At 71.3% G+C, this 20098-nt stretch carries 23 protein-coding genes; 6 read left to right on the top strand and 17 right to left on the bottom strand.

Annotated elements, in window-relative coordinates; translation table 11 throughout:
• Window positions 1-80: 80 nt before the first annotated feature.
• From trpC to hisI, 6 genes are all read right to left on the bottom strand, one after another.
• Window positions 81-887 carry an indole-3-glycerol phosphate synthase TrpC gene (trpC, locus tag ABH928_RS10450; RefSeq protein ID WP_370064559.1) on the bottom strand — a complete coding sequence of 269 codons (807 nt, stop codon included), beginning with the start codon at window positions 885-887 and terminating at the stop codon, window positions 81-83.
• Window positions 888-1073: 186 nt separating this feature from the next.
• The gene (locus tag ABH928_RS10455; protein ID WP_370064561.1) at window positions 1074-1523 is read right to left on the bottom strand and encodes a DUF2752 domain-containing protein; all 450 of its coding nucleotides are present in this window, start codon (window positions 1521-1523) and stop codon (window positions 1074-1076) included.
• A gap of 99 nt (window positions 1524-1622) precedes the next feature.
• Window positions 1623-1883, bottom strand: a complete 261-nt coding sequence (locus ABH928_RS10460; RefSeq protein ID WP_370064563.1) for an HGxxPAAW family protein — start codon at window positions 1881-1883, stop codon at window positions 1623-1625.
• A 71-nt stretch (window positions 1884-1954) separates the two neighbouring features.
• Window positions 1955-2749 carry a TIGR02234 family membrane protein gene (locus ABH928_RS10465; protein WP_370064565.1) on the bottom strand — a complete coding sequence of 265 codons (795 nt, stop codon included), beginning with the start codon at window positions 2747-2749 and terminating at the stop codon, window positions 1955-1957.
• Complete coding sequence (locus tag ABH928_RS10470; protein WP_370064567.1) at window positions 2653-4221, bottom strand: anthranilate synthase component I; 1569 nt, start codon at window positions 4219-4221, stop codon at window positions 2653-2655. Before ABH928_RS10470 ends, ABH928_RS10465 begins: the two co-directional genes overlap by 97 nt.
• A gap of 18 nt (window positions 4222-4239) precedes the next feature.
• The gene (gene hisI / locus ABH928_RS10475; protein ID WP_370064569.1) at window positions 4240-4617 is read right to left on the bottom strand and encodes a phosphoribosyl-AMP cyclohydrolase; all 378 of its coding nucleotides are present in this window, start codon (window positions 4615-4617) and stop codon (window positions 4240-4242) included.
• Window positions 4618-4731: 114 nt separating this feature from the next.
• On the opposite strand from hisI, the gene ABH928_RS10480 reads away from it, so the two are divergent.
• Both ABH928_RS10480 and ABH928_RS10485 read left to right on the top strand, forming a co-directional pair.
• The gene (locus ABH928_RS10480; protein WP_370064571.1) at window positions 4732-5298 is read left to right on the top strand and encodes a hypothetical protein; all 567 of its coding nucleotides are present in this window, start codon (window positions 4732-4734) and stop codon (window positions 5296-5298) included.
• 28 nt (window positions 5299-5326) lie between these two features.
• Entirely contained in the window at window positions 5327-5959 is a 633-nt protein-coding gene (locus ABH928_RS10485; RefSeq protein WP_370064573.1) for a TIGR03085 family metal-binding protein, read from the top strand.
• On the opposite strand, the gene ABH928_RS10490 is transcribed toward ABH928_RS10485, so the two are convergent.
• On the bottom strand, window positions 5934-7130 hold the full coding sequence (locus tag ABH928_RS10490; RefSeq protein ID WP_370064575.1) for a helix-turn-helix domain-containing protein: 1197 nt from the start codon (window positions 7128-7130) through the stop codon (window positions 5934-5936). The two genes, ABH928_RS10485 and ABH928_RS10490, sit on opposite strands and share 26 nt — an antisense overlap.
• 267 nt (window positions 7131-7397) lie before the next feature.
• On the opposite strand from ABH928_RS10490, the gene ABH928_RS10495 reads away from it, so the two are divergent.
• Complete coding sequence (locus tag ABH928_RS10495; protein ID WP_370064577.1) at window positions 7398-8330, top strand: esterase/lipase family protein; 933 nt, start codon at window positions 7398-7400, stop codon at window positions 8328-8330.
• A gap of 3 nt (window positions 8331-8333) precedes the next feature.
• Here the strand turns inward: ABH928_RS10495 and ABH928_RS10500 are convergent, their stop codons facing one another.
• From ABH928_RS10500 to hisD, 9 genes are all read right to left on the bottom strand, one after another.
• The gene (locus ABH928_RS10500; RefSeq protein WP_370064579.1) at window positions 8334-10592 is read right to left on the bottom strand and encodes an MMPL family transporter; all 2259 of its coding nucleotides are present in this window, start codon (window positions 10590-10592) and stop codon (window positions 8334-8336) included.
• A 64-nt stretch (window positions 10593-10656) separates the two neighbouring features.
• On the bottom strand, window positions 10657-11439 hold the full coding sequence (hisF, locus tag ABH928_RS10505) for an imidazole glycerol phosphate synthase subunit HisF (protein WP_370064581.1): 783 nt from the start codon (window positions 11437-11439) through the stop codon (window positions 10657-10659).
• Window positions 11436-11843, bottom strand: coding sequence for a RidA family protein (locus ABH928_RS10510; protein WP_370064583.1), 408 nt, complete (start codon window positions 11841-11843; stop codon window positions 11436-11438). Before ABH928_RS10510 ends, hisF begins: the two co-directional genes overlap by 4 nt.
• A 19-nt stretch (window positions 11844-11862) precedes the next feature.
• Complete coding sequence (gene priA, locus ABH928_RS10515) at window positions 11863-12591, bottom strand: bifunctional 1-(5-phosphoribosyl)-5-((5-phosphoribosylamino)methylideneamino)imidazole-4-carboxamide isomerase/phosphoribosylanthranilate isomerase PriA (protein ID WP_370064585.1); 729 nt, start codon at window positions 12589-12591, stop codon at window positions 11863-11865.
• The gene (gene hisH / locus ABH928_RS10520) at window positions 12588-13223 is read right to left on the bottom strand and encodes an imidazole glycerol phosphate synthase subunit HisH (protein WP_370064587.1); all 636 of its coding nucleotides are present in this window, start codon (window positions 13221-13223) and stop codon (window positions 12588-12590) included. The genes priA and hisH overlap by 4 nt, the downstream gene beginning before the upstream one ends.
• Before the next feature lie 31 nt (window positions 13224-13254).
• The gene (locus ABH928_RS10525; protein ID WP_370064589.1) at window positions 13255-13407 is read right to left on the bottom strand and encodes a hypothetical protein; all 153 of its coding nucleotides are present in this window, start codon (window positions 13405-13407) and stop codon (window positions 13255-13257) included.
• Window positions 13404-14012 carry an imidazoleglycerol-phosphate dehydratase HisB gene (gene hisB, locus ABH928_RS10530; RefSeq protein ID WP_370064591.1) on the bottom strand — a complete coding sequence of 203 codons (609 nt, stop codon included), beginning with the start codon at window positions 14010-14012 and terminating at the stop codon, window positions 13404-13406. Before hisB ends, ABH928_RS10525 begins: the two co-directional genes overlap by 4 nt.
• 2 nt (window positions 14013-14014) lie before the next feature.
• Window positions 14015-15163, bottom strand: a complete 1149-nt coding sequence (locus ABH928_RS10535) for a histidinol-phosphate transaminase (protein ID WP_370065004.1) — start codon at window positions 15161-15163, stop codon at window positions 14015-14017.
• A gap of 5 nt (window positions 15164-15168) precedes the next feature.
• Window positions 15169-16479, bottom strand: a complete 1311-nt coding sequence (gene hisD / locus ABH928_RS10540) for a histidinol dehydrogenase (protein ID WP_370064593.1) — start codon at window positions 16477-16479, stop codon at window positions 15169-15171.
• Window positions 16480-16843: 364 nt separating this feature from the next.
• On the opposite strand from hisD, the gene ABH928_RS10545 reads away from it, so the two are divergent.
• Entirely contained in the window at window positions 16844-17554 is a 711-nt protein-coding gene (locus ABH928_RS10545; RefSeq protein WP_370064595.1) for an LON peptidase substrate-binding domain-containing protein, read from the top strand.
• Window positions 17555-17601: 47 nt separating this feature from the next.
• Entirely contained in the window at window positions 17602-18096 is a 495-nt protein-coding gene (gene ybaK, locus ABH928_RS10550) for a Cys-tRNA(Pro) deacylase (RefSeq protein ID WP_370064597.1), read from the top strand.
• Window positions 18097-18106: 10 nt separating this feature from the next.
• Here the strand turns inward: ybaK and ABH928_RS10555 are convergent, their stop codons facing one another.
• The gene (locus ABH928_RS10555) at window positions 18107-18865 is read right to left on the bottom strand and encodes a hypothetical protein (protein ID WP_370064599.1); all 759 of its coding nucleotides are present in this window, start codon (window positions 18863-18865) and stop codon (window positions 18107-18109) included.
• Window positions 18866-19097: 232 nt separating this feature from the next.
• On the opposite strand from ABH928_RS10555, the gene ABH928_RS10560 reads away from it, so the two are divergent.
• Window positions 19098-20096, top strand: coding sequence for an ABC transporter ATP-binding protein (locus ABH928_RS10560; protein ID WP_370064601.1), 999 nt, complete (start codon window positions 19098-19100; stop codon window positions 20094-20096).
• Window positions 20097-20098: the final 2 nt, after the last annotated feature.

The following is a 20098-nucleotide window of genomic DNA, read 5'->3' on the forward strand; positions in this document are numbered from 1 at the left end:
GGCGCGGGGCTCTGCTTGATCAACTGCGCGCGCGACAAGCCACCCTGCGAGGTAGGGCCCCGACCTGACAGTCGGTGCAACTACCGCCCGTGCCGCAGCGCCGGGTGCGCGCCTGCCGCAACGAGGTCGGCGACCGCCGACTTGGGGTCCTTGCCCGTGACCAGCGACTCGCCGACGAGGACCGCGTCCGCGCCCTCGTTCGCGTAGGCGATCAGATCGTGGGGGCCGCGGACGCCCGACTCGGCGACCTTGAGGACGTTGGCCGGGATCGCGTGCGCCACCTGCGCAAAGGTGTTGCGGTCGACCTCGAGGGTCTTCAGGTTTCGCGCGTTGACGCCGATGATCCGCGCGCCGGCGTCGACCGCGCGGGCGACCTCCTCCTCGTCGTGGACCTCGACCAGCGGGGTCAGGCCGATCGACTCGGCGCGCTCGATCAGCGACACGAGGGCGGGCTGCTCCAGCGCGGCGACGATCAGCAGGGCCAGGTCGGCCCCGTACGCGCGGGCCTCCCACAGCTGGTAGGCGGTGACGATGAAGTCCTTGCGCAGGACGGCCGTGTCGACTGCCGCGCGGACCGCCTTGAGGTCGGCCAGGGAGCCGCCGAAGCGGCGCTGCTCGGTCAGCACGGAGATCGCGGCGGCACCGCCCGCCGCGTAGTCCGCGGCCAGCGCGGCCGGGTCGGCGATCGCGGCCAGCGCGCCCTTGGAGGGGCTGGAGCGCTTGACCTCACAGATGACGGCCACTCCCTCGCCGCCCAGTGCGGCCACGCCGTCCTTGGCCTCCGGGGCCTTCGCGGCCAGCTCCTTGAGCTCGTCCAGCGACACCTGCGACTGACGCTCGGCGAGGTCCTCACGGACACCGGCGATGATCTCGTCGAGCACGCTCACTCGGGCGCCCCTCTTCACTCGGGAATTCCTCGGATCGGACGTCACCGGTTCAGCTCGGCTTCCGACAACTGTCGGATTCCAGTGTTCGATGAACTGCGTCGATGGTATCCGTCCTGCCTGTTCAACCCCGCATCGAGCGCATCCCGGTCTCGCCAGACGGACACCGTCAACAGGCCTTTGACCTGCTCAGGGAGCAAGAAACGCGCCGGTGGGAAGGTTGCGCAGGACGGTGAAGACGAGGACGACGGCGAGCAGCGCGAGCGTCCCCGTACGGCCCAACCGGGGCTGTGGGCGCGCCAGTCCGCGCACCTCGCGGGAGGCCCAGAGCACCAGGCCGCCGAGCAGCGCGGCGCAGAAGGCGACGCCGAGCGCGTTGTCGTGGAGCGCGCCAGCGAGGTCGCCACGGGTCAGCGCGTGCACCGCGCGCAGGCCGCCGCAGCCGGGGCACCACCAGCCGGTGAGCCGCAGGAAGGGGCAGACCGGGTAGTGGCCGGGCTGGTTCGGGTCCACAGCGGCCACGTAGCCCGTGGCCGCAGCCGTGCCCCCGATCAGCGCCAAGGGCACGGCAAGCCTCCGGCCCAGTGACGGCAGTGAGGGTACTGACTGCGGCACGGGCGCGGAGGCCGAAGAAGTCATACACCGATTCTCACGCGGCGCGGGCGCCGGAACCCGTAGGGACCCGCCGCGCCTGTGGAACCGAGGAGTCGCTCGGACGAGTCGGACGAGTCAGACGGTTCAGACGGACGCGCCGTTGCTGACCGGCTCCCGCTTCACCATCGGGTCGACGATGCTCGCGTGCGTGCTCGGCTTCTTGCCGAAGCCCGCGGCGGACATCATCTTGCCGACCGGCGCACCGGCGGCGGCGATGACCAGGCCGATGGCGACCACGATCGGCGACGGGATGACCATCCCGAAGGCCGCAACGAAGAAACCCACAAATGAGACGCCGACTGCGGTCCAGGCGGCCGTGGTGGATCCGTGGGAGTTTGCCGACATTACTGCTCCTCGTTCATAGGACTCTCCCGCCCGGGAGAGTTCTCCTGGTCCATTGTCCCGTATCGCCCGGGTCAGCCTGCAGTGGGGTCCTCACCCCGGTCCAGAGCCTTCCAGAGGTCGGCCGGGGAGTGGGTCGGTTCCGCCGCGGGCGCGCGCTTCGGGCGGGCCGGTTCGGCACCTGCCGGGGCGTCGTAGCGTGCGGACATGCCCGGCCAGGCGGCGCCCTTGGCGACGGTCAGCAGACCGGCCAGCACCAGCAGCACCCCGCCGAGCACGGCGACCCACGGCCAGGCCGAGTCGGAGATCCCGGTGGCGCTGACGTTCGCCAGCCCTATCGCCCGGGCAGCCTTCGCGTCCAGCGCCGAGCTGCCCGAGTTCGCCATCGCCGCGACTGCGGTGTACGCCGCGCCCGCGCCCGCCAGGGCGACCAGCGCGCCGAGCACCGCCCGTGCCCTGCCCCGCACCGCGAAGACCGCGACCACCGAGGCCAGCCCGACCAGCGCCATCGCGCCGGGCAGGCCACTGACCTCGCCGCCGTCGGCGGTCACCGTCCGGGTCACACCCTGGGCCTGGACCTCGCCGGAGACCCAGCCCTGCCCTGCCGCGACCAGCAGCAGCGCCGCTCCGAGGACCGAGAGGAACAGCGTCACCGCGAGGCTGCGTCGGCTGCCGGACCGGGACGGGGCGGCGGCTGCCGGCCCTGAAGCTGCGGGGTCTGAAGCTGCCGAGTCTGAAGCTGATGGGTCTGAGGGGGCGGGCGCTTCGGGGTTCACCGCTCCAGTGTGCCCTGCGCCGCCGACGCGACCGGACGCAGGGTGGCCGCCGAGGCGACCGCGCGCAGCACCGCCGCCGCCTTGTTGCGGCACTCCGCGTCCTCGTTCTCGGGAACCGAGTCGGCCACGACCCCGGCCCCGGCCTGGACGTAGGCCTTGCCGTCCCGGATCAGCGCGGTGCGGATGGCGATGGCGGTGTCCGCGTCCCCCGCGAAGTCGAAGTAGCCGACGCAGCCGCCGTAGAGACCACGACGGGTCGGCTCCAGCTCCTCGATGATCTGCATGGCGCGCGGCTTGGGCGCGCCCGAGAGCGTCCCGGCCGGGAAGCAGGCGGTCAGCACGTCGAAGGCGCTCCGCTCCGGGGCGACCTTGCCGGTGACCGTGGAGACGATGTGCATGACGTGGCTGTAGCGCTCGATCGTCATGAAGTCGACGACCTCGACACTGCCCGGCGCGCAGACCCGGCCCAGGTCGTTGCGGCCCAGGTCGACCAGCATCAGGTGCTCGGCCCGCTCCTTCGGGTCGGCCAGCAGCTCGGCGGCGAGGTCCGCGTCGTGCTCGGGCGTCGTGCCGCGCGGGCGCGTGCCGGCGATCGGGTGCACCATCGCCTCGCCGTCCTCGACCTTGACCAGCGCCTCAGGGCTGGAGCCGACCACGTCGAACGGCAGGCCGCCGGGCTCGGCGGCGGCGAAGCGGAAGAGGTACATGTACGGGCTGGGGTTGGTGGTCCGCAGCACTCGGTAGACGTCCAGCGCGCTGGCCGGGCAGTCCACCTCGAACCGCTGCGAGGGCACCACCTGGAACGCCTCGCCCGCGCGGATCCGCTCCTTCACCGTCTCCACCGCCGCCCGGTACGGGGCGCCGCCGAACGGCGAGACCGCCTCGACGGAGCTGACCGGCGTCAGCGTCGCGGCCCCGACGTCGGCGGGGCGGCCGAAGTCGGCGGTCATCGCGTCGAGCCGGGCGACCGCGTCGGCGTAGGCGGCGTCGACGCCGGTCGGCTGGGCGTCGCGGTTGACCGCGTTGGCGATCAGCAGGACCGAGCCGTCCTTGTGGTCCAGGACGGCGAGATCGTCCGCGAAGAGCATGGTCAGCTCGGGCAGCCCGAGGTCGTCGGGCGTGAGGCTCGGCAGCTTCTCCAGCCGCCGGACGATGTCGTAGCCGAGGTAGCCGACCATGCCGCCGGTGAACGGCGGCAACTCCCCGCCCTGGTGCAGGTCGCGCGGCCCGCGCAGGGCCTCGATGGTCGCCCGCAGCACGACCAGCGGATCGCCCTCGGTCGGCACCCCGACGGGCGGCGTCCCGAGCCAGCGCGCGTTGCCGTCGGCGCCGACGGTGAGGGACGCGCTGCAGCGCACCCCGACGAACGAGTAACGCGACCAGGCGCGCCCCTGCTCCGCACTCTCCAGCAGGAAGGTGTTCGGCCGCTCCCCCGCGAGCTTGCGGTAGACGCCGACGGGCGTGTCCCCGTCGGCGAGCAGCCGCCGCGTCACCGGGATCACCCGGCGATCCACGGCGAGCTTGCGGAACGTGTCGAGATCGGGGGTGACGCTACCGCTGGTCATGCGTCGGAGCGTACCGGCTCACGCCGTGGCGACCGGCAGTTGACCGGCGTCGAAGCAGGTCCGGTCACCGGTGTGGCAGGCCGCGCCGTGCTGGTCGACCTTGACCAGGAGGGTGTCGCCGTCGCAGTCGATCGCCACGGACTTGACCACCTGCACGTGCCCGGAGGTGTCGCCCTTGACCCAGTACTCGGACCGGCTGCGGCTCCAGTAGGTGCAGCGTCCGGTGGTGAGGGTGCGATGCAGCGCCTCGTCGTCCATCCAGCCCATCATCAGCACTTCGCCCGTGTCGTACTGCTGAGCGATGGCGGGGACCAGCCCGTTCGCATCCCGCTTGAGCCGTACGGCAACGGCGGGATCGAGATCGGTGGTGTTCGGGACGGCAGGTGAGGCGGACATGGCTTCATTATCCGCGACGGGGAAGTCGCACTACCCCAGGGGCGTGCAGCTTCCCCGTTGCCCATGAGCGACGCACCCTGTCCAGCGCGCGGAGCGCCCGGCATTCTGTTCCCCATGACGCTCCTCGGGGGACCGCGCAGCGCGCGGATCAGGCTGGCCGCAGGCCTTCTCGCCGTGCTGGTCGTGGTCGCGATCGCGGTGACGCTGGCTCTGCAGGCCAAGCCGCCCAAAGCCCTCGCGCAGCCGAAGCCCGTGGCCACCCCCTCGCCCACGAAGGCGACGCCCACCCCGATACCCAGCCCGACGCCGTCGCTGCCGAACACCTTCGCCTACATCTCGCTCCAGCCCGGCGACTGCTTCGACTCCCCCGCCTTCACCCGCACGCTCTCGCTGCTCGCGAAGCGCCCCTGCACCGCTCCGCACGACGCGGAGGTCACCCAGCTGGCCACGCTGCCGTCCGGGTTGAGCTCCTACCCGGCGATCGTCAGCCGCGCGCTGACGCTCTGTGAGCCGATCGACGCCGCCGCCTACCGCAGGCAGTCCGGGGGGACCGCCCTCCAGTACTACGAGCTCTACCCGACCCTGGCCGACTACCAGGCGGGTCGACATACCGTCACCTGTGCGCTCTCCGGCGGGAGTTACCAAGGCGCGCGGAAACTCACCGCCCCCCTCGCGAACTGATCCGGGCCACCCGCCGTACCCTTGGGCCATGTCGAATCTGGGACGCCGTGAGCGCCTGCTGCTGGCTGATCTGCTGGAGAGCGTCGGCCCCGAGGCCCCGACGCTGTGCGAGGGGTGGAACACCGCGGACCTCGCCGCACACGTGGTCGTCCGGGAGCGACGGCCGGACGCCGCCGGCGGGATCCTGTTGAAGCCCCTGGCCGCGCGGCTGGAGCGGGTGCGGAGCGACTACGTGGCCAAGCCGTACGCCGAGCTGGTCGAGGCGATCCGGGTCGGGCCGCCCGCCTACTCGCCGTTCCGGCTGCCGGGCATGGAGGACGCCGGGAACACGATGGAGTTCTTCGTCCACAGCGAGGACGTGCGTCGCGCCCAACCCGACTGGTCGGCACGGGTGTTGGACGAGGAGCTGAGCGAGGCGCTGTGGAAGCGGATCAGCGGGATGGCGCGACTGAACGGACGTCGCTCCCCCGTCGGGCTGGTGCTGCGCCGTCCGGACGGACAGACCGCCGTGGCGAAGAAGGGCTCGCCCGTGGTGACCGTGACCGGTGAGCCGGGCGAGCTGGTGATGTTCGGCATGGGCCGTCAGGCGCACGCTCGCGTCGAGTTCGAGGGCGACGAGGAGGCCGTGGCCAAGGTCATGGGGGCGAAGTTCGGGATCTGAGCGCGATCTCCAGCTCGAACCGGGAGTCGGGGTCGGCCAGCGCCGGGCCGAACAGGCGCTGGACCTGGTGCAGGCGTTGCCGCGCGGTCTGCGGGTGGATCCCCAGTCGCGCGGCGACCTCCGGTGCGCTGCCCCGGTTCGTCTGCAGCCACGCCAGCAGCGTCTCGGCGAGGCGCTGGTACTGCTTGGGCGTCAGCCCTTCGAGCGGCTGCAGCCGCCGCGCCGTGATCAGCCGGATCAGCGGCTCGTCGGCGAGCAGCAGCAGGTCGGACAGGTGCGCGTCGCAGACGACCGGCGACCCGGTCTCCCTCGCCGTCTCCGTCGCCGCCCGCGTGTGCAGCGCCCGCGTGTGCAGCGCCCGCGCCCAGCGGAGCGAGTCCGCGGCCTGCTCGGGCGGCACGGTGGGGCCGATGACCGCGCGGCGGGTGGCCAGCAGCGCCTGGATCTGGGGGTCGCGCAGCTGGAGTGACGGCTCGGGCACGACCAGGAACGGTTCCGGGCCGTCGAGTTCGGCCAGGACCGCCTCCGGCAACCCGTGTCCTCGCGGCCCGGCCGACCTGCTCGGTCCGCCGCCCGGCGACGGCGGGTCCGATGCGAGCGCAACCGCACAGAGATGCCACGGCAGCGGCCAGTCGGCGAGCTCCGCCGCGGCCTCCAGGTGCTTCAGATCGCCACCACCCCGTGTCAGCAGGGCGAGCAACTGGGAACGGGCGCGGCCGAGTTCGCCCGCCTCGTCGACCTGGGCACGGGCGTAGCCGCGGACCGAGGCGGCGGCGAGTTCGTCGATGTGCGCGAAGATCGCCTCGGCCAGCACGACCAGCAGCTCGGTGCCCAGCCCGACCCGACGGGCGATCCGGGCGTAGCGGCGCCAGGCGACGCGCGCGCCCAGCCGGTAGGCGGCCTGCAACGCGTCCAGACTGCGGCCCTCGGCCAGCTCCCCACGGCCCAGCGCGCGGTACACGCGCATGCGTTCGGGGGTGTCGCGCCGGGCTCCCTCGATCAGGTCGGCGAATTCCGCGAGCGCGGTCTCGACACCGTGCTGGATTCCCGCACCGAATTTCCCGGAAAGCGGCCGGGAGAATTCGGGCACCTGTTGTCTGATCTCCCCGATGATTTCCGCCGCGATGGCCCGCTCTTCCTTGCGCAGTTCGGCGGCCAGCGATCTGGGCAATACACTCCACGGCTCGCTCAAGCCTGCTCCCTCCTACGCTACCGGCCAGTATGAGGCGATGTTACCGGCCGGTCAATAGGGATGCACCAGCATGTTCCACGAGGTTTCGTGAGCGTTTCAGCGCGGCCGGGCACGCGTTCGGGGCAGTTCCGCTCACGATTCGCCTCGCGCTGCCATTCTTCTTGACCACTCCTCCCGGATTTCCTAGCATCCTCGCCGAAATCCACCCGAAATTCTCGGACGAACGGGTCGAGGACGGAGACTCCCATGCGCAGAAGAACACTCGCGGTGGTCGTCGCGGCGGCCGGAATCACGGCTTTCGCAGCACAACCGGCGTCCGCCGCCTGGTATCCGGTGGACTACCACTTCAACATCGGTTTCGCGGCCGGCTTCTTCGCTCCCGGCAGCGCCCCGGCCGGAGCGAACGACTGGAGCTGCAAGCCCAGCGCCGCCCACCCGGACCCGGTGGTCCTGGTGCACGGGACGCTGGAGAACATGAACGACAACTGGGGCGGCGCCTCGCCGCTCCTCGTGGACGACGGCTACTGCGTCTTCGCCTTCGACTACGGCGGGCCGAGCGCGTCGTCGCCGATCCAGGGCACCGGTGCGATCGAGGACGGGGCCGCCCAGCTGTCGTCCTTCGTCGACCAGGTGCTGGGCGCCACCGGCGCGGCCAGGATCGACCTGGTCGGCCACTCCCAGGGCGGCATGATGCCGCGTTACTACATCAAGGACCTCGGCGGCGCGGCCAAGGTGGCCAAGCTGGTGGCGCTCTCGCCCTCCAACAACGGCACCACGCTGGACGGCATCACCCAACTCGCCCAACAGCTCAACGTGTTGGAGCCCGCCAACGGACTGCTGAGCGCGGCGTGCGCGTCCTGTGTCGAGCAGGAGGTCGGCTCGTCGTTCCTGACCGCGCTGAACGCGGGCGGCGAGACCGTGGCGGGGATCGACTACACCGTCATCGCCACCAAGGACGACGAGGTGGTCACCCCGTACACCAACGCCTTCCTGCCTGCCGCGCCGAACGTCACGGACATCACCGTCCAGGACCAGTGCGCGCTGGACCAGTCCGACCACCTGGAGATCGCCTACGACCCGGTGGCCCTGACGGACATGCTCAACGCCCTCGACCCGGCCCACCGGCAGCCGGTCCCGTGCGAGGTCGTGCTCCCGGTGACCGGACCCCTGGTCGGCTAGCGGCTAGGAGTCCTTCGAGGGCTTTTCGGTCGCCTGGTGGAGCGCCGCCTCACCCTCGGTGTCGAGGTGCGGCAGCAGCCGGTCCAGCCACCGGGGCACCCACCAGGCGTGCCGTCCGAGCAGCGTCATCACAGCCGGGACCAGAAGCAGCCGGACGACGGTGGCGTCCACCAGGACGCTGACGGCGAGGCCCAGGCCGAGCATCTTGACCACGATGCTGTCGCTCAGGATGAAGGCCGCGAAAACGCTGAACATGATCAGCGCCGCACAGGTGATCACCCGTGCGGTGATCTCCAGGCCGTAGGCGACGCTGTCCTCGGCTCGTTGGGTGCGCAACCACGCCTCGTGGACGCGGGAGAGCAGGAAGATCTCGTAGTCCATGCTGAGACCGAAGATGATGGCGAACATCATCATCGGCACGTAGCTCTCGATCGGCACCTTCCCGGCGACGCCCAGCGCGGTGCCGCCCCACCCCCACTGGAAGACCGCGACCACCACACCGTAGGAGGCGCCGATCGAGAACAGGTTCAGTACGGCCGCCTTGAGCGCGACCAGGATGCCTCGGAAGACCGCAAGGATGATCAGGAACGCCAGCGCGACCACGACCGCGATGATCAGCACCAGCCTGGAGCTGATGATCTCGGTGAAGTCCTGCTGGGCGGCGGTCACCCCGGTCACGTAGGTCTTGGCCGTCGTACCGGTGGCGCCCTGCGGCAGGGCGACGTCCTTGAGGTGGTTGAACAGGTGGGTGGTGGCGGCATCCTGCGGCCGCCCGGTCGAGATCGCCGTGCCGGTCAGGACGTTCCCGTTGCTGGTGGGCTGGAGCGGGCTGACGCTGGCCGCGTTCGGGACGCCGGTCAGCGCCTTCTGCATGTCGGCCGCGAGCGTGGACCGCTGACTCGACGGCACCGAGCTCTGGTCGATCACCAGGGTGAACGGCCCGTTGGCACCCGGCCCGAAGCCCTGGCTGATCAGGTCGAAGGCACGGCGGTCGGTGAAGGAGGTCGGGTCCGCGCCGTCGTCGATATGGTCGAGCCGGATCGAGAAGAGCGGGATCGCCAGGATCCCGAGCACCACCACGCCCGCCGCCAGGAACCACCACGGGCGGCGCTCGACGCGCTGGGCGTAGCGGTGCCAGAAGCCGTGCTGCTCCTCCTCGGGCTCCTCGGCCTTCGCCCCGGCGTCCTCTCCGGCCACCGGACCGCCCTCGGCCACGGGAGTCTTCAGACAGAACCGGTCGATCCGGGGCCCGATCAGCCCGGCCAGCGCCGGCACCAGGGTGAGTGCGCCGGCCACGGCGGTGATCACCGTGACCGCGGCCGCGATGCCGAGACGGCCGATGAAGCTGAGGCCCGACACGTACAGGCCGGCCAGGGCCACGATGACGGTGCAGCCCGAGACCAGGACCGCGCGCCCGCTCGTGGTGACGGCGACACCTGCCGCGACGTGGGGTTCCTCCCCGTCCATGATCAGCTGTCGGAAGCGGGTGATCAGGAACAGCGCGTAGTCGATGCCCACGCCGAGGCCGATCATGGTGGCCAGGGTCGGCGAGACGCTGGCGAAGTCGATGGCGGCCGCGAGCAGGCTGAGGCAGCTGAGCCCCACGATCACGCTGATCAGGGCCGTCACCAACGGCAGCCCGGCTGCGATCAGACTGCCGAAGCCGACGACCAGGACCACGATGGCCACCGCGAAGCCGATGGCCTCACTGGTCAGGTCCTTGGCATGAGGCCTGGCCGCCTCCCCCAGCGGTCCGCCGTACTCGACCTCCACTCCCGCCGAGCGCAGCGGCCCGACCGCGGCGTCGACGCCGTTCAGGTAGTCGCTGCCCAGCGCGGCGGGATTCTTGTCGAAGCGGACCGTGATGTACCCGATCGTGCCGTCCTTGGACAGCGCGCCGGTCTGGGTCGTGCCGCCGGAGGAGTTCGGCTGCGGCAGCGGGTTCTGCACGGACAGCACGTGGTCGAGGTGCTGCAACGAGGAGACGGCCTGGTTCACCTGGGTGGTGAAGTCCGTCAGCGGCTTCGCGTCGTGCATCACGATCGTCGCGCTGGTGCCGCCGATGCTCGGGGCGTTCGCCTGGAGGACGTTCGCACCCTTCTGCGACTGGCTGTCAGGGAGGTTGAAGTCGTCGGAATAGGTGCCGCCGATGGTGTTCTGCAGGCCGTGCAGCACGCCCAGGACCACCAGCCACATCACGATCACGACGATCGCGTGGCGAGCGCACCATTCACCGAGGCGTTGCAGGATGCCTTTCCGCACTCGTTCAGTATCAGAGCGTCACCAGCTGGTCCGGCAATCCGGGCGCGTCCGTTCGGAGTCCGCGTCAGAGCCGAACGGGGTGCCCGTCCTCATGCAGGGACTGCTTGACCTCCGCGATCGTCAGATCGCCGAAGTGGAAGACGCTGGCCGCCAGCACCGCGTCGGCTCCGGCCGTGACCGCCGGGGCGAAGTCGGCGAGCTTGCCCGCGCCGCCACTGGCGATGACCGGGACGGAGACGGCCTTGCGCACCGCGGTGATCATCTCCAGGTCGTAGCCGTCCTTGGTGCCGTCGGCGTCCATCGAGTTCAGCAGGATCTCGCCGGCACCGAGCTCGGCGGCCCGGGTCGCCCACTCGACGGCGTCGATGCCGGTGCCGGTGCGCCCGCCGTGCGTGGTGACCTCGAAGCCGGACGCCGTGGACCCGGCCTCGGTCCCTTCCGGAACCCGCCGCGCGTCCACGGACAGCACCAGCACCTGGCGGCCGAAGCGCTGCGCGATCTCGCGGATCAGCTCCGGCCGGGCGATGGCGGCGGTGTTGACGCCGACCTTGTCCGCGCCCGCGCGCAGCAGCTTGTCCACGTCGTCGACGGTGCGGACGCCGCCGCCGACCGTCAGCGGGATGAAGACCTGCTCCGCCGTGCGGCGCACGATGTCGTAGGTGGTCTCCCGGTCGCCCGAGGAGGCGGTGATGTCCAGGAACGTCAGTTCGTCGGCTCCCTGGGCGTCGTAGAGCTTGGCCAGCTCGACCGGGTCGCCCGCGTCGCGCAGGTTCTGGAAGTTGACGCCCTTGACCACCCGACCGGCGTCGACGTCCAGGCAGGGGATCACGCGGACCGCGAGGGTCATCTGGGAAGCTCCAAGTTCTTCTTGTAGGCGTCGACCTCGACCTCCACGGACATCCGCGAGTCGAGCAGCGCGTTGACGACGACCATCGTGCAGGCGGGACGGACCTCGGCGAGGATCTCGCGATGCGCCCGGCCGACCTCGTCGGTGTCACGCGCGTGGGTGACGTACAGGCGGGTGCGGACCACGTCCGCCTTGCCGAGGCCGAAGCGGGAGAGCGCGTCCAGGGCCACGCCGAAGGCGGCCACGGTCTGGTCGTAGGGGGATCCCTCGAACCGGACCGAGCCGTCGTCCCAGGCGGTGCAGCCCGAGACGAAGACGAAATCCCCTGCGGCGACGGCGCGTGCGAAGCCGTACTGCTCCTCCCAGGGGGAGTAACCGCCCACGTGCCGTCGATCCTGCGTCATCCCGCGACCTCCATCGGTGTCAGGACACTGCTGCGAGAGCCTCTTCGAGCGTGAACGCCTGCGCGTAGAGGGCCTTGCCCACGATGGCCCCCTCCACACCTTCGGGCACCAGCGTCGCGATGTCACGCAGGTCCTGCAGCGAGGACACGCCGCCGGAGGCGACGACGGCCCGGTCGGTGGCGGCGCAGACGTTGCGCAGCAGCTGGAGGTTGGGGCCGGTCAGCGTGCCGTCCTTGTCCACGTCGGTGACGACGTAGCGGGCGCAGCCCTCGGCGTCCAGGCGGGCCAGCGCCTCGTAGAGGTCGCCGCCCTCGCTGGTCCAGCCGCGGCCGCGCAGCGTGGTGCCGACCACGTCGAGGCCGACGGCGATCCTGTCGCCGTACTCCGCGATGACCTTGGCGACCCACTCCGGGGACTCCAGCGCGGCGGTGCCGAGGTTCACTCGGGCGCAGCCGGTGGCCAGCGCGGCGCGCAGCGACTCGTCGTCCCGGATGCCGCCGGAGAGCTCGACCTTGACGTCGAGTCGGCCGGTGACCTCGGCCAGCATCGCGCGGTTGTCGCCGGTGCCGAAGGCGGCGTCCAGGTCGACCAGGTGGATCCACTCGGCCCCGGCCTGCTGCCAGGCGAGCGCGGCGGCAAGCGGCTCTCCGTAGGAGGTCTCCGAGCCGGACGCGCCCTTGACCAGGCGGACCGCCTGGCCGTCGCGGACGTCGACAGCAGGGAGGAGGGTCAACTTGTTGGTGGTCACAGCGTGTCGATCCAGTTCTTGAGCAGGGCGGCGCCGGCGTCGCCGGACTTCTCGGGGTGGAACTGCGTGGCGGAGAGCGGGCCGTTCTCCACGGCGGCGACGAACGGCTCGCCGTGCTCGGCCCAGGTGACCAGCGGCGGGCGCAGCTGCTCGATCGGCGACAGCTCCCAGTGGCGCACGCCGTAGGAGTGCACGAAGTAGTACCGGGCCTCCGCCGGCAGGCCGGCGAAGAGCCGGGAGCTCTCGGCCGGCTTGACGGTGTTCCAGCCCATGTGCGGCACGACGGGCGCGCGCAGCGGCTCGACCGTGCCGGGCCACTCGTCGCAGCCCTCGGTCTCGATGCCGTGCTCGACGCCGCGGGCGAAGAGGATCTGCATCCCCACGCAGATCCCGAGCACCGGGCGGCCACCGGCCAGGCGGCGGCCGATGATCCGGTCCCCCTTGACGGCCCTGAGGCCGTCCATGCAGGCGGCGAAGGCACCCACACCGGGCACCAGCAGGCCGTCGGCGGCAAGGGCCTCGTCGAAGTCGGAGGTGATCACGGCGTCCGCGCCGACGCGCTCCAGGGCGCGCTGGGCGGAGCGGACGTTGCCGGAGCCGTAGTCGAGGACGACCACGCTCTTGGCGGTCATGGCAGGGGTCCCTTCCTGGTCAGATGCGCATTCAGATGCGCATGAAGCCTGCGGCCAGGCTCATGACGGCGCAGACGAGCAGCAGCACGATGACGCCCTTGGGAAGCTTCTGCTTCCAGAACGAGTAGGCGCCGCCGCCCAGGAACAGTCCGAGGAAGACGAGAAGAAACGAAACCGTGCTCACAACGCACCCTTGGTCGACGGGATGATGCCCGCCGCGCGGGGGTCCAGCTCGGACGCGTAGCGCAGTGCGCGCGCCAGCGCCTTGAACTGGGCCTCGACGATGTGGTGGGCGTTACGCCCATACGGTACGTGGACGTGGAGCGCGACCTGCGCCTGGGCCACGAAGGACTCCAGGATGTGCCGGGTCATGGTGGTGTCGTAGGAGCCGATCATGGGGGCCATGCCCTCGGGCTCGTGGTGCACCAGGTACGGACGGCCGGACAGGTCGACGGTGACCTGCGCAAGGGACTCGTCCAGCGGCACGGACGCGTCGGCGAAGCGGCGGATGCCGACCTTGTCGCCGAGCGCCTGGCGGAACGCGGCACCCAGCGCCAGCGAGGTGTCCTCGATGGTGTGGTGGGTGTCGATGTGCAGGTCGCCGTCGGTCTTCACGGTGAGGTCGAAGAAGCCGTGGCGGCCGAGCTGGTCGAGCATGTGGTCGTAGAAGCCGACGCCGGTTGCGATGTCGGTCTTACCGGAGCCGTCCAGGTCTATCTCGACCTTGACGGAGGTCTCCTTGGTGGTGCGCTCGACGCGGCCGATGCGGTGCTGGTCGCTGTGGGACATGGTTAGCGGTTCTCCAGAGAGGAGGCGCGCGCGGAGCGCGACGTTGAAAGGGTGGCGGCGGGGAGGGCTGCGCGGACGGCGTCGAGGAAGGCGTCGTTCTCGGCCGGGGTGCCCGCCGTGACCCGCAGCCGTCCGGGCACGCCGTTGTCGCGCACCAGCACGCCCTGATCCAGGATCGCCTGCCAGATGGCGTGGGTGTCCTCGAAGCGGCCGAACTGGACGAAGTTGGCGTCGGAGTCGGTGACCTCCAAGCCCATCGCGCGCAGTTCGGTGACGATGCGGTCCCGCTCGGCCTTGAGCCGGTCGACGTAGCCGAGCAGGACGTCGGTGAACTCCAGCGCGGCCAGCGCCGTCGCCTGGGTCACCGCGGAGAGGTGGTACGGGAGCCGGACCAGCTGGACCGCGTCGACCACGGCGGGTGCGGCGGCCAGGTAGCCGAGGCGCAGCCCGGCCGCGCCGAAGGCCTTGGACATGGTCCGGGTGACCACCAGCAGCGGACGGCCTTCGAGGAGCGGCAGCAGCGAGGGCCGGTGCGAGAACTCGACGTAGGCCTCGTCGACGATCACCAGCGTCGGCTTGACGGCCTGGGCGGCGTCGTAGAGCCGCTCCACCGTCTCGCGGGCGACAGCGGTGCCGGTCGGGTTGTTGGGCGAGCAGACGAAGAGCACATCCGGTCGGTCGGCGGCGAGCACCGCCTCGGCGGACACGACGTCGATGGTGAAGTCCGGGTTGCGCGGGCCCTCGATCCAGTCGGTGCCGGTGCCGCGCGAGATCAGGTCGTGCATCTGGTAGGTCGGCGCGAAACCGAGCGCGGTGCGCCCGGGGCCGCCGAAGGTCTGCAGCAGTTGCTGGATGATCTCGTTGGAGCCGTTGGCGGCCCACACCTGCTCGGTGCTGACGGTGTGTCCGGTGGAGGCGGACAGGTAGCCGGCCAGCGCGGTGCGCAGCTCGACGGCGTCGCGGTCCGGGTAGCGGTTGAGGTCGCGGGCGGCCCCGGCGACGCGCTCCGCGATCCGGGCGACCAGCGCGTCCGGGAGGGAGTACGGGTTCTCGTTGGTGTTGAGCAGCACGGGCACGTGCAACTGCGGTGCGCCGTAGGGGGACTTGCCCTTGAGCTCGTCGCGGATGGGCAGGTCGTCGATGTCCCTGATGTCACTCACTGATTGGGTACCGTCCAGTCGAAGCGGGCCCGGATCGCGTCACCGTGGCCCGGCAGGTCCTCTGCGTTGGCGAGCGTGACCACATGTCCGGCCACCTCGGCCAGCGCGTCGCGGTCGTAACTCACCACATGGATGCCACGCAGGAAGGACTGGACGGAGAGTCCCGAGGAGTGGCAGGCACATCCGCCGGTCGGCAGGACGTGGTTGGAACCGGCCGCGTAGTCGCCCAACGAGACGGGCGCGTACGGGCCGACGAAGACCGCGCCCGCGTTGACCACGCGTGCGGCGACCGCCTCGGCGTCGGCGGTCTGGATCTCCAGGTGCTCGGCGCCGTAGGCGTTGACCACCTCGAGGCCCTGCTGCAGGTCGCGGACCAGCACGATGCCGGACTGCGGGCCACCGAGCGCGGTGGTGATGCGCTCGCTGTGCTTGGTCGCCTCGACCTGTCCGGGCAGCTCGCGCTCGACGGCCTCGGCCAGCTCGATCGAGTCGGTCACCAGGATCGAGGCGGCCATCGGGTCGTGCTCGGCCTGGCTGATCAGGTCGGCGGCCACGTGGCGGGCGTCGGCGGTGGCGTCGGCGAGGACCACGATCTCCGTCGGCCCGGCCTCGGCATCGATGCCGATCCGGCCCTTGAGCAGGCGCTTGGCGGCGGCGACCCAGATGTTGCCCGGTCCGGTGACCAGGTTGACCGGACGGCACTCCCCCGCCCCGAAGGCGAACATCGCGATCGCCTGGGCGCCGCCGACGGCGTAGACCTCGTCCACACCGAGCAGCGCGCACGCCGCCAGGATGGTCGGGTGCGGCAGGCCCCCGAACTCCTTCTGCGGCGGGGAGGTCACAGCCAGCGAGCCGACGCCCGCCTCCTGGGCCGGGACGACGTTCATGACGACGGACGACGGGTAGACGGCCAGACCGCCCGGCACGTAGAGGCCGACGCGCTCGACCGGGACCCAGCGCTCGGTGACCGAGCCGCCGGGGACGACCTGGGTGGTGTGATCGGTGCGGCGCTGCTCGCGGTGGACCAGACGGGCGCGGCGGATCGACTCCTCCAGCGCGGCCCGGACGGCGGGGTCGAGCGTCGTAAGGGCGGCGGTGATGGCCGCCTTCGGGACGCGGATGTCGGTCAGTCGAACCCCGTCGAAACGCTCCGTGATCTCGATCAGCGCTTCGACGCCACGATGATGGACGTCCTCGCAGATCGGCCGCACCTTCGCCAGGGCGGCCTCGACGTCGAGCTCGGCGCGCGGCAGCAGGCCGCCGCGCGGGTCTTCGGTGGAGCCTCGGAGGTCGATTCGCGAAATCACGCTGTCAAGTCTAGAGAACGGAAGAAACGGACGTGCTCCCGTATCACTCTCTGATACCCGCGGTGAGACGGGCGGTGACCTTGTACGACGGGCCCCGGACCCGTTCGGCCGCGCCGGACTCGCTGCGGAGCCCCGGGCGCGTCAGCGTGGGAGAGGTTCCCGGGCCCACGGAGGGCGGCACAACCGACCGTGGGCCGGGACCCTGCGAGCGCCCGTACCGGAGAGCTGCCCCGAGCGCGACCCGGTACGGGCACCGCGAGGCCGCGCGCGACCGCCTGCGCATGGGTGCGCATCACTGCGCGGCGACGGGCTTCGATGCGCAGAGCTGCACGCCGACTCGGTAGTAGCCCGTAATCTTGCGCACGTGACGGAACGGCTGCCCCTCTTCCCGCTGGGTTCGGTGCTCTACCCAGGCCTGGTGCTCCCCCTGCACGTCTTCGAGGAGCGCTACCGGAGGCTGATGGCCGATCTGACGGCGGGACCGGAGCCGCACCGCTTCGGCGTCGTGGCGATCCGCGACGGGCGCGAGGTCGCCCCGACCGGTGCGGACGCCGTGTCTCCGGCCCTGGCGGGCCTCGGTCCCGACCCGCACCGGGCGCTGTTCGAGATGGGCTGCGTCGCCGAGATCGCGCAGTTGCAGCCGCACGCCGACGGCCGGTTCGAGCTGCTGGCGACGGGGACCACCCGTTTCCGCATCCTGTCCATCGACGCGACCGGCCCGTACCTGACCGCCGAGGTCGAGACGGTCGAGGAGCAGACCGGCCCGGAGGCGAAGGTGCTGGCCGCCGGCGTGGAGCGGGTCTTCCGCGCCTACCAGAAGCGCCTGGCGGGCGCGCGCGAGAGCAGCGTCTCCGGCGCGCAGGAGCTGCCGGACGACCCGACCGTCCTCTCCTACCTGGTCGCGGCCGCGTCCGTGCTGGACACCCACGACAAGCAGCAACTGCTGGCCGCCGAGACGGCGAGCGACCGGCTCCGCGCCGAACTGCGCCTGCTGCGCCGCGAGGCGGCGGTCCTGGCCAAGCTCCCCTCCCTCCCGGCGGTGGAGCTGACCCGGCAGGCCTTCAACCCGAACTGACGCCGGTTCAGGTGGGCGCACACAGATCCGACGCACCGAGGACGGGCATGGCGAAGAAGGCGAAGGGCGGTCAGGGCACCCCGGCGACGGTGGCCCTGGACCGGGCCGGTGTGACGTACTCGGTCCACGCCTACGCGCACGACCCGTCCGCCGACTCCTACGGCGGCGAGGCCGTCGAGGCCCTCGGCGTGTCGCCCGACCGGGTCTTCAAGACCCTGGTCGCGGAGGTCGACGACGCGCTGGTGGTGGGCGTCGTGCCGGTGGCCGGGCAGCTGGACCTCAAGGCGCTCGCCGCTGCCGTCGGCGGCAAGCGCGCGTCGATGGCCGACCCGGCCGCGGCCGAGCGCAGTAGCGGCTACGTCCGCGGCGGCATCTCGCCGCTCGGGCAGCGCAAGCCGCTGCGTACCGTCCTGGACGCGACCGCGCTGGACCACCCGACGGTCTTCGTCTCGGCCGGGCGCCGCGGCCTGGAGGTCGAGCTCCCGGCCCAGGCCCTCGCCGACCTCACCGGCGGGCTCTTCGCCCCGATCGGACGCGCCTGAAGGTCCGGGCTCAGGACACCGTGACCTGGACCGGCGACGTCGTCACCGGCTCCGACCAGTACTTGCCCTGGTAGACCCAGGCATAGGTGCCGGTGCCGGTGACCTTCACCGACGCGGACATGTAGCCCTGGCTGTCCGTTGTGGTCGTTTTCACGGTCTGCCACGTCGAGCCGCCCTGCGGCTTGAAGCAGAGCAAGACCGGCTGGCCGGTGTTGGGCACCCACAGCTGCGTCTGCCAGTCGGGCTGCTGCAACTGGCCCTCGATGTCGATCGGCTGGCCCGTGGTGGCGGTCGGCGGGACGCCGGTGATGACGGCCGAGGCGGACTTCCTGATGAAGAAGTCGCCCGCCGTGTCCGACTCGAAGTGGTCGCCGTCGTTGGCGTTGGCCGTGGCCTCCACGTGCCACTGACCTGCCATGTCGTCGAAGAGCTGCTGCTTGGTGATGTCGACCGAGACGGTCCCGGTGCAGACCGAGACCTCCTTGCTCTTCGCCACGCAGGTCGTCGACGAGGGCCGGAGCACGCCGTAGTTGCCGCCCCAGATCCCGATCTTGTCGACGGACTTGATCCCCGACTTGTCCTTCGCCGTGACCGCGAAGGTGAAGCTCGTCCGGTCCGTCGGTCCGAGCACCACCGGCTTCCCGCCGTTGACCTCGACGGAGACAATCCGAGTGTCCCCGCTGGTCTGCTTCTGCCCGATCGAGGGCAGCACTATCCCGCCCACCGCGAGCACTCCGGACACCACCAGGAGCACGGACCTTCTGCGCATCTTCCTCTTCCAAACAGCTCGACCGGCCCCCATTGTCCCCGAACGGGAGAAGGAACCGTCCACCCCTGCCGACATGACCGCCCGCCTCCGGCGTAGGCTTTCCGTCGGCCCGCATCACCAACCAAGCGCATCACCAACCAAGCGCAGCACCAGCCAAGCGCAGCGCCGGCCAACCGCAGCGCCAGCCGCAGCACAGAGAGACCCAGGGCCGTTGAGGGAGCACGTGAACACGGTGGCAACACCGCAGGCGACGCCGCTCGGCACGGCCACACCCTGCTGCTCGGTGCGGGACCTGGTGAAGACGTACCGGGTGGGCCGGGGCGCGAACGCCACCGAGGTCCGCGCCAATGCCGGGATCTCGCTGGAGATCCGCCGCGGCGAGGTCTTCGGCCTGCTGGGCCCCAACGGCGCGGGCAAGTCGACGCTGGTCCGCCAGCTCACCGGGCTGCTGCGCCCGGACTCCGGCTCCATCGAGATCCTCGGCCACGACATCGTGCGCCACCCCGACCGCGCCGCGCGCCTGCTCGCCTACCTCGGCCAGGAGTCGACCGCGCTCGACGAGCTGACCGTCCACCTGGCGATCGAGACCACCGCCCGGCTGCGCGGCCTGGGCAGCGCCGACGCCCGGCGGGCCACCGCCGACGTGATCGACGAACTGGCCCTCGGCCCGATCGCCACCCGTCCGCTGGCCAAGCTCTCCGGCGGCCAGCGCCGCCTCGCCTGCTTCGGCGCGGCGCTCGCCGGTGCGCGCCCGTTGCTGGTGCTGGACGAGCCGACCACCGGGATGGACCCGATCGCCCGCCGCGCCGTCTGGTCCGCCGTCGACCGGCGACGCGCCGCCGACGGCACCACGGTGCTGCTGGTCACCCACAACGTCATCGAGGCGGAGACAGTGCTCGACCGCGTCGCCGTGGTCGACGAAGGCCGGATCATCGCGTGCGACACCCCCGGCGGCCTCAAGGCGATGGTCGACGGCGACGTCCGGCTCGACCTGGTATGGCGCGACGAGGCCCCCGCCGACCTGCCCGTCGTCGCCGAGCTGTCCCGTCGGGCCGCCGTCAAGGGCCGCCGCTGGACCGTCCGTACCGACCCGGACGACGCCCGCGAGCTGGTCGCCCAGGTGACCGGCGGCCCGGCCTTCGCCGCGCTGGACGACTTCTCGCTCAGCACGCCCAGTCTCGAGGACGTCTACCTGCTGCTCGGCGGCCGACACGAGGGGTTCGAGAAGTGAGC

Origin of the sequence: Streptacidiphilus sp. MAP5-3 (genome assembly GCF_041262505.1) — a bacterium.
Lineage (GTDB): Bacteria > Actinomycetota > Actinomycetes > Streptomycetales > Streptomycetaceae > Streptacidiphilus.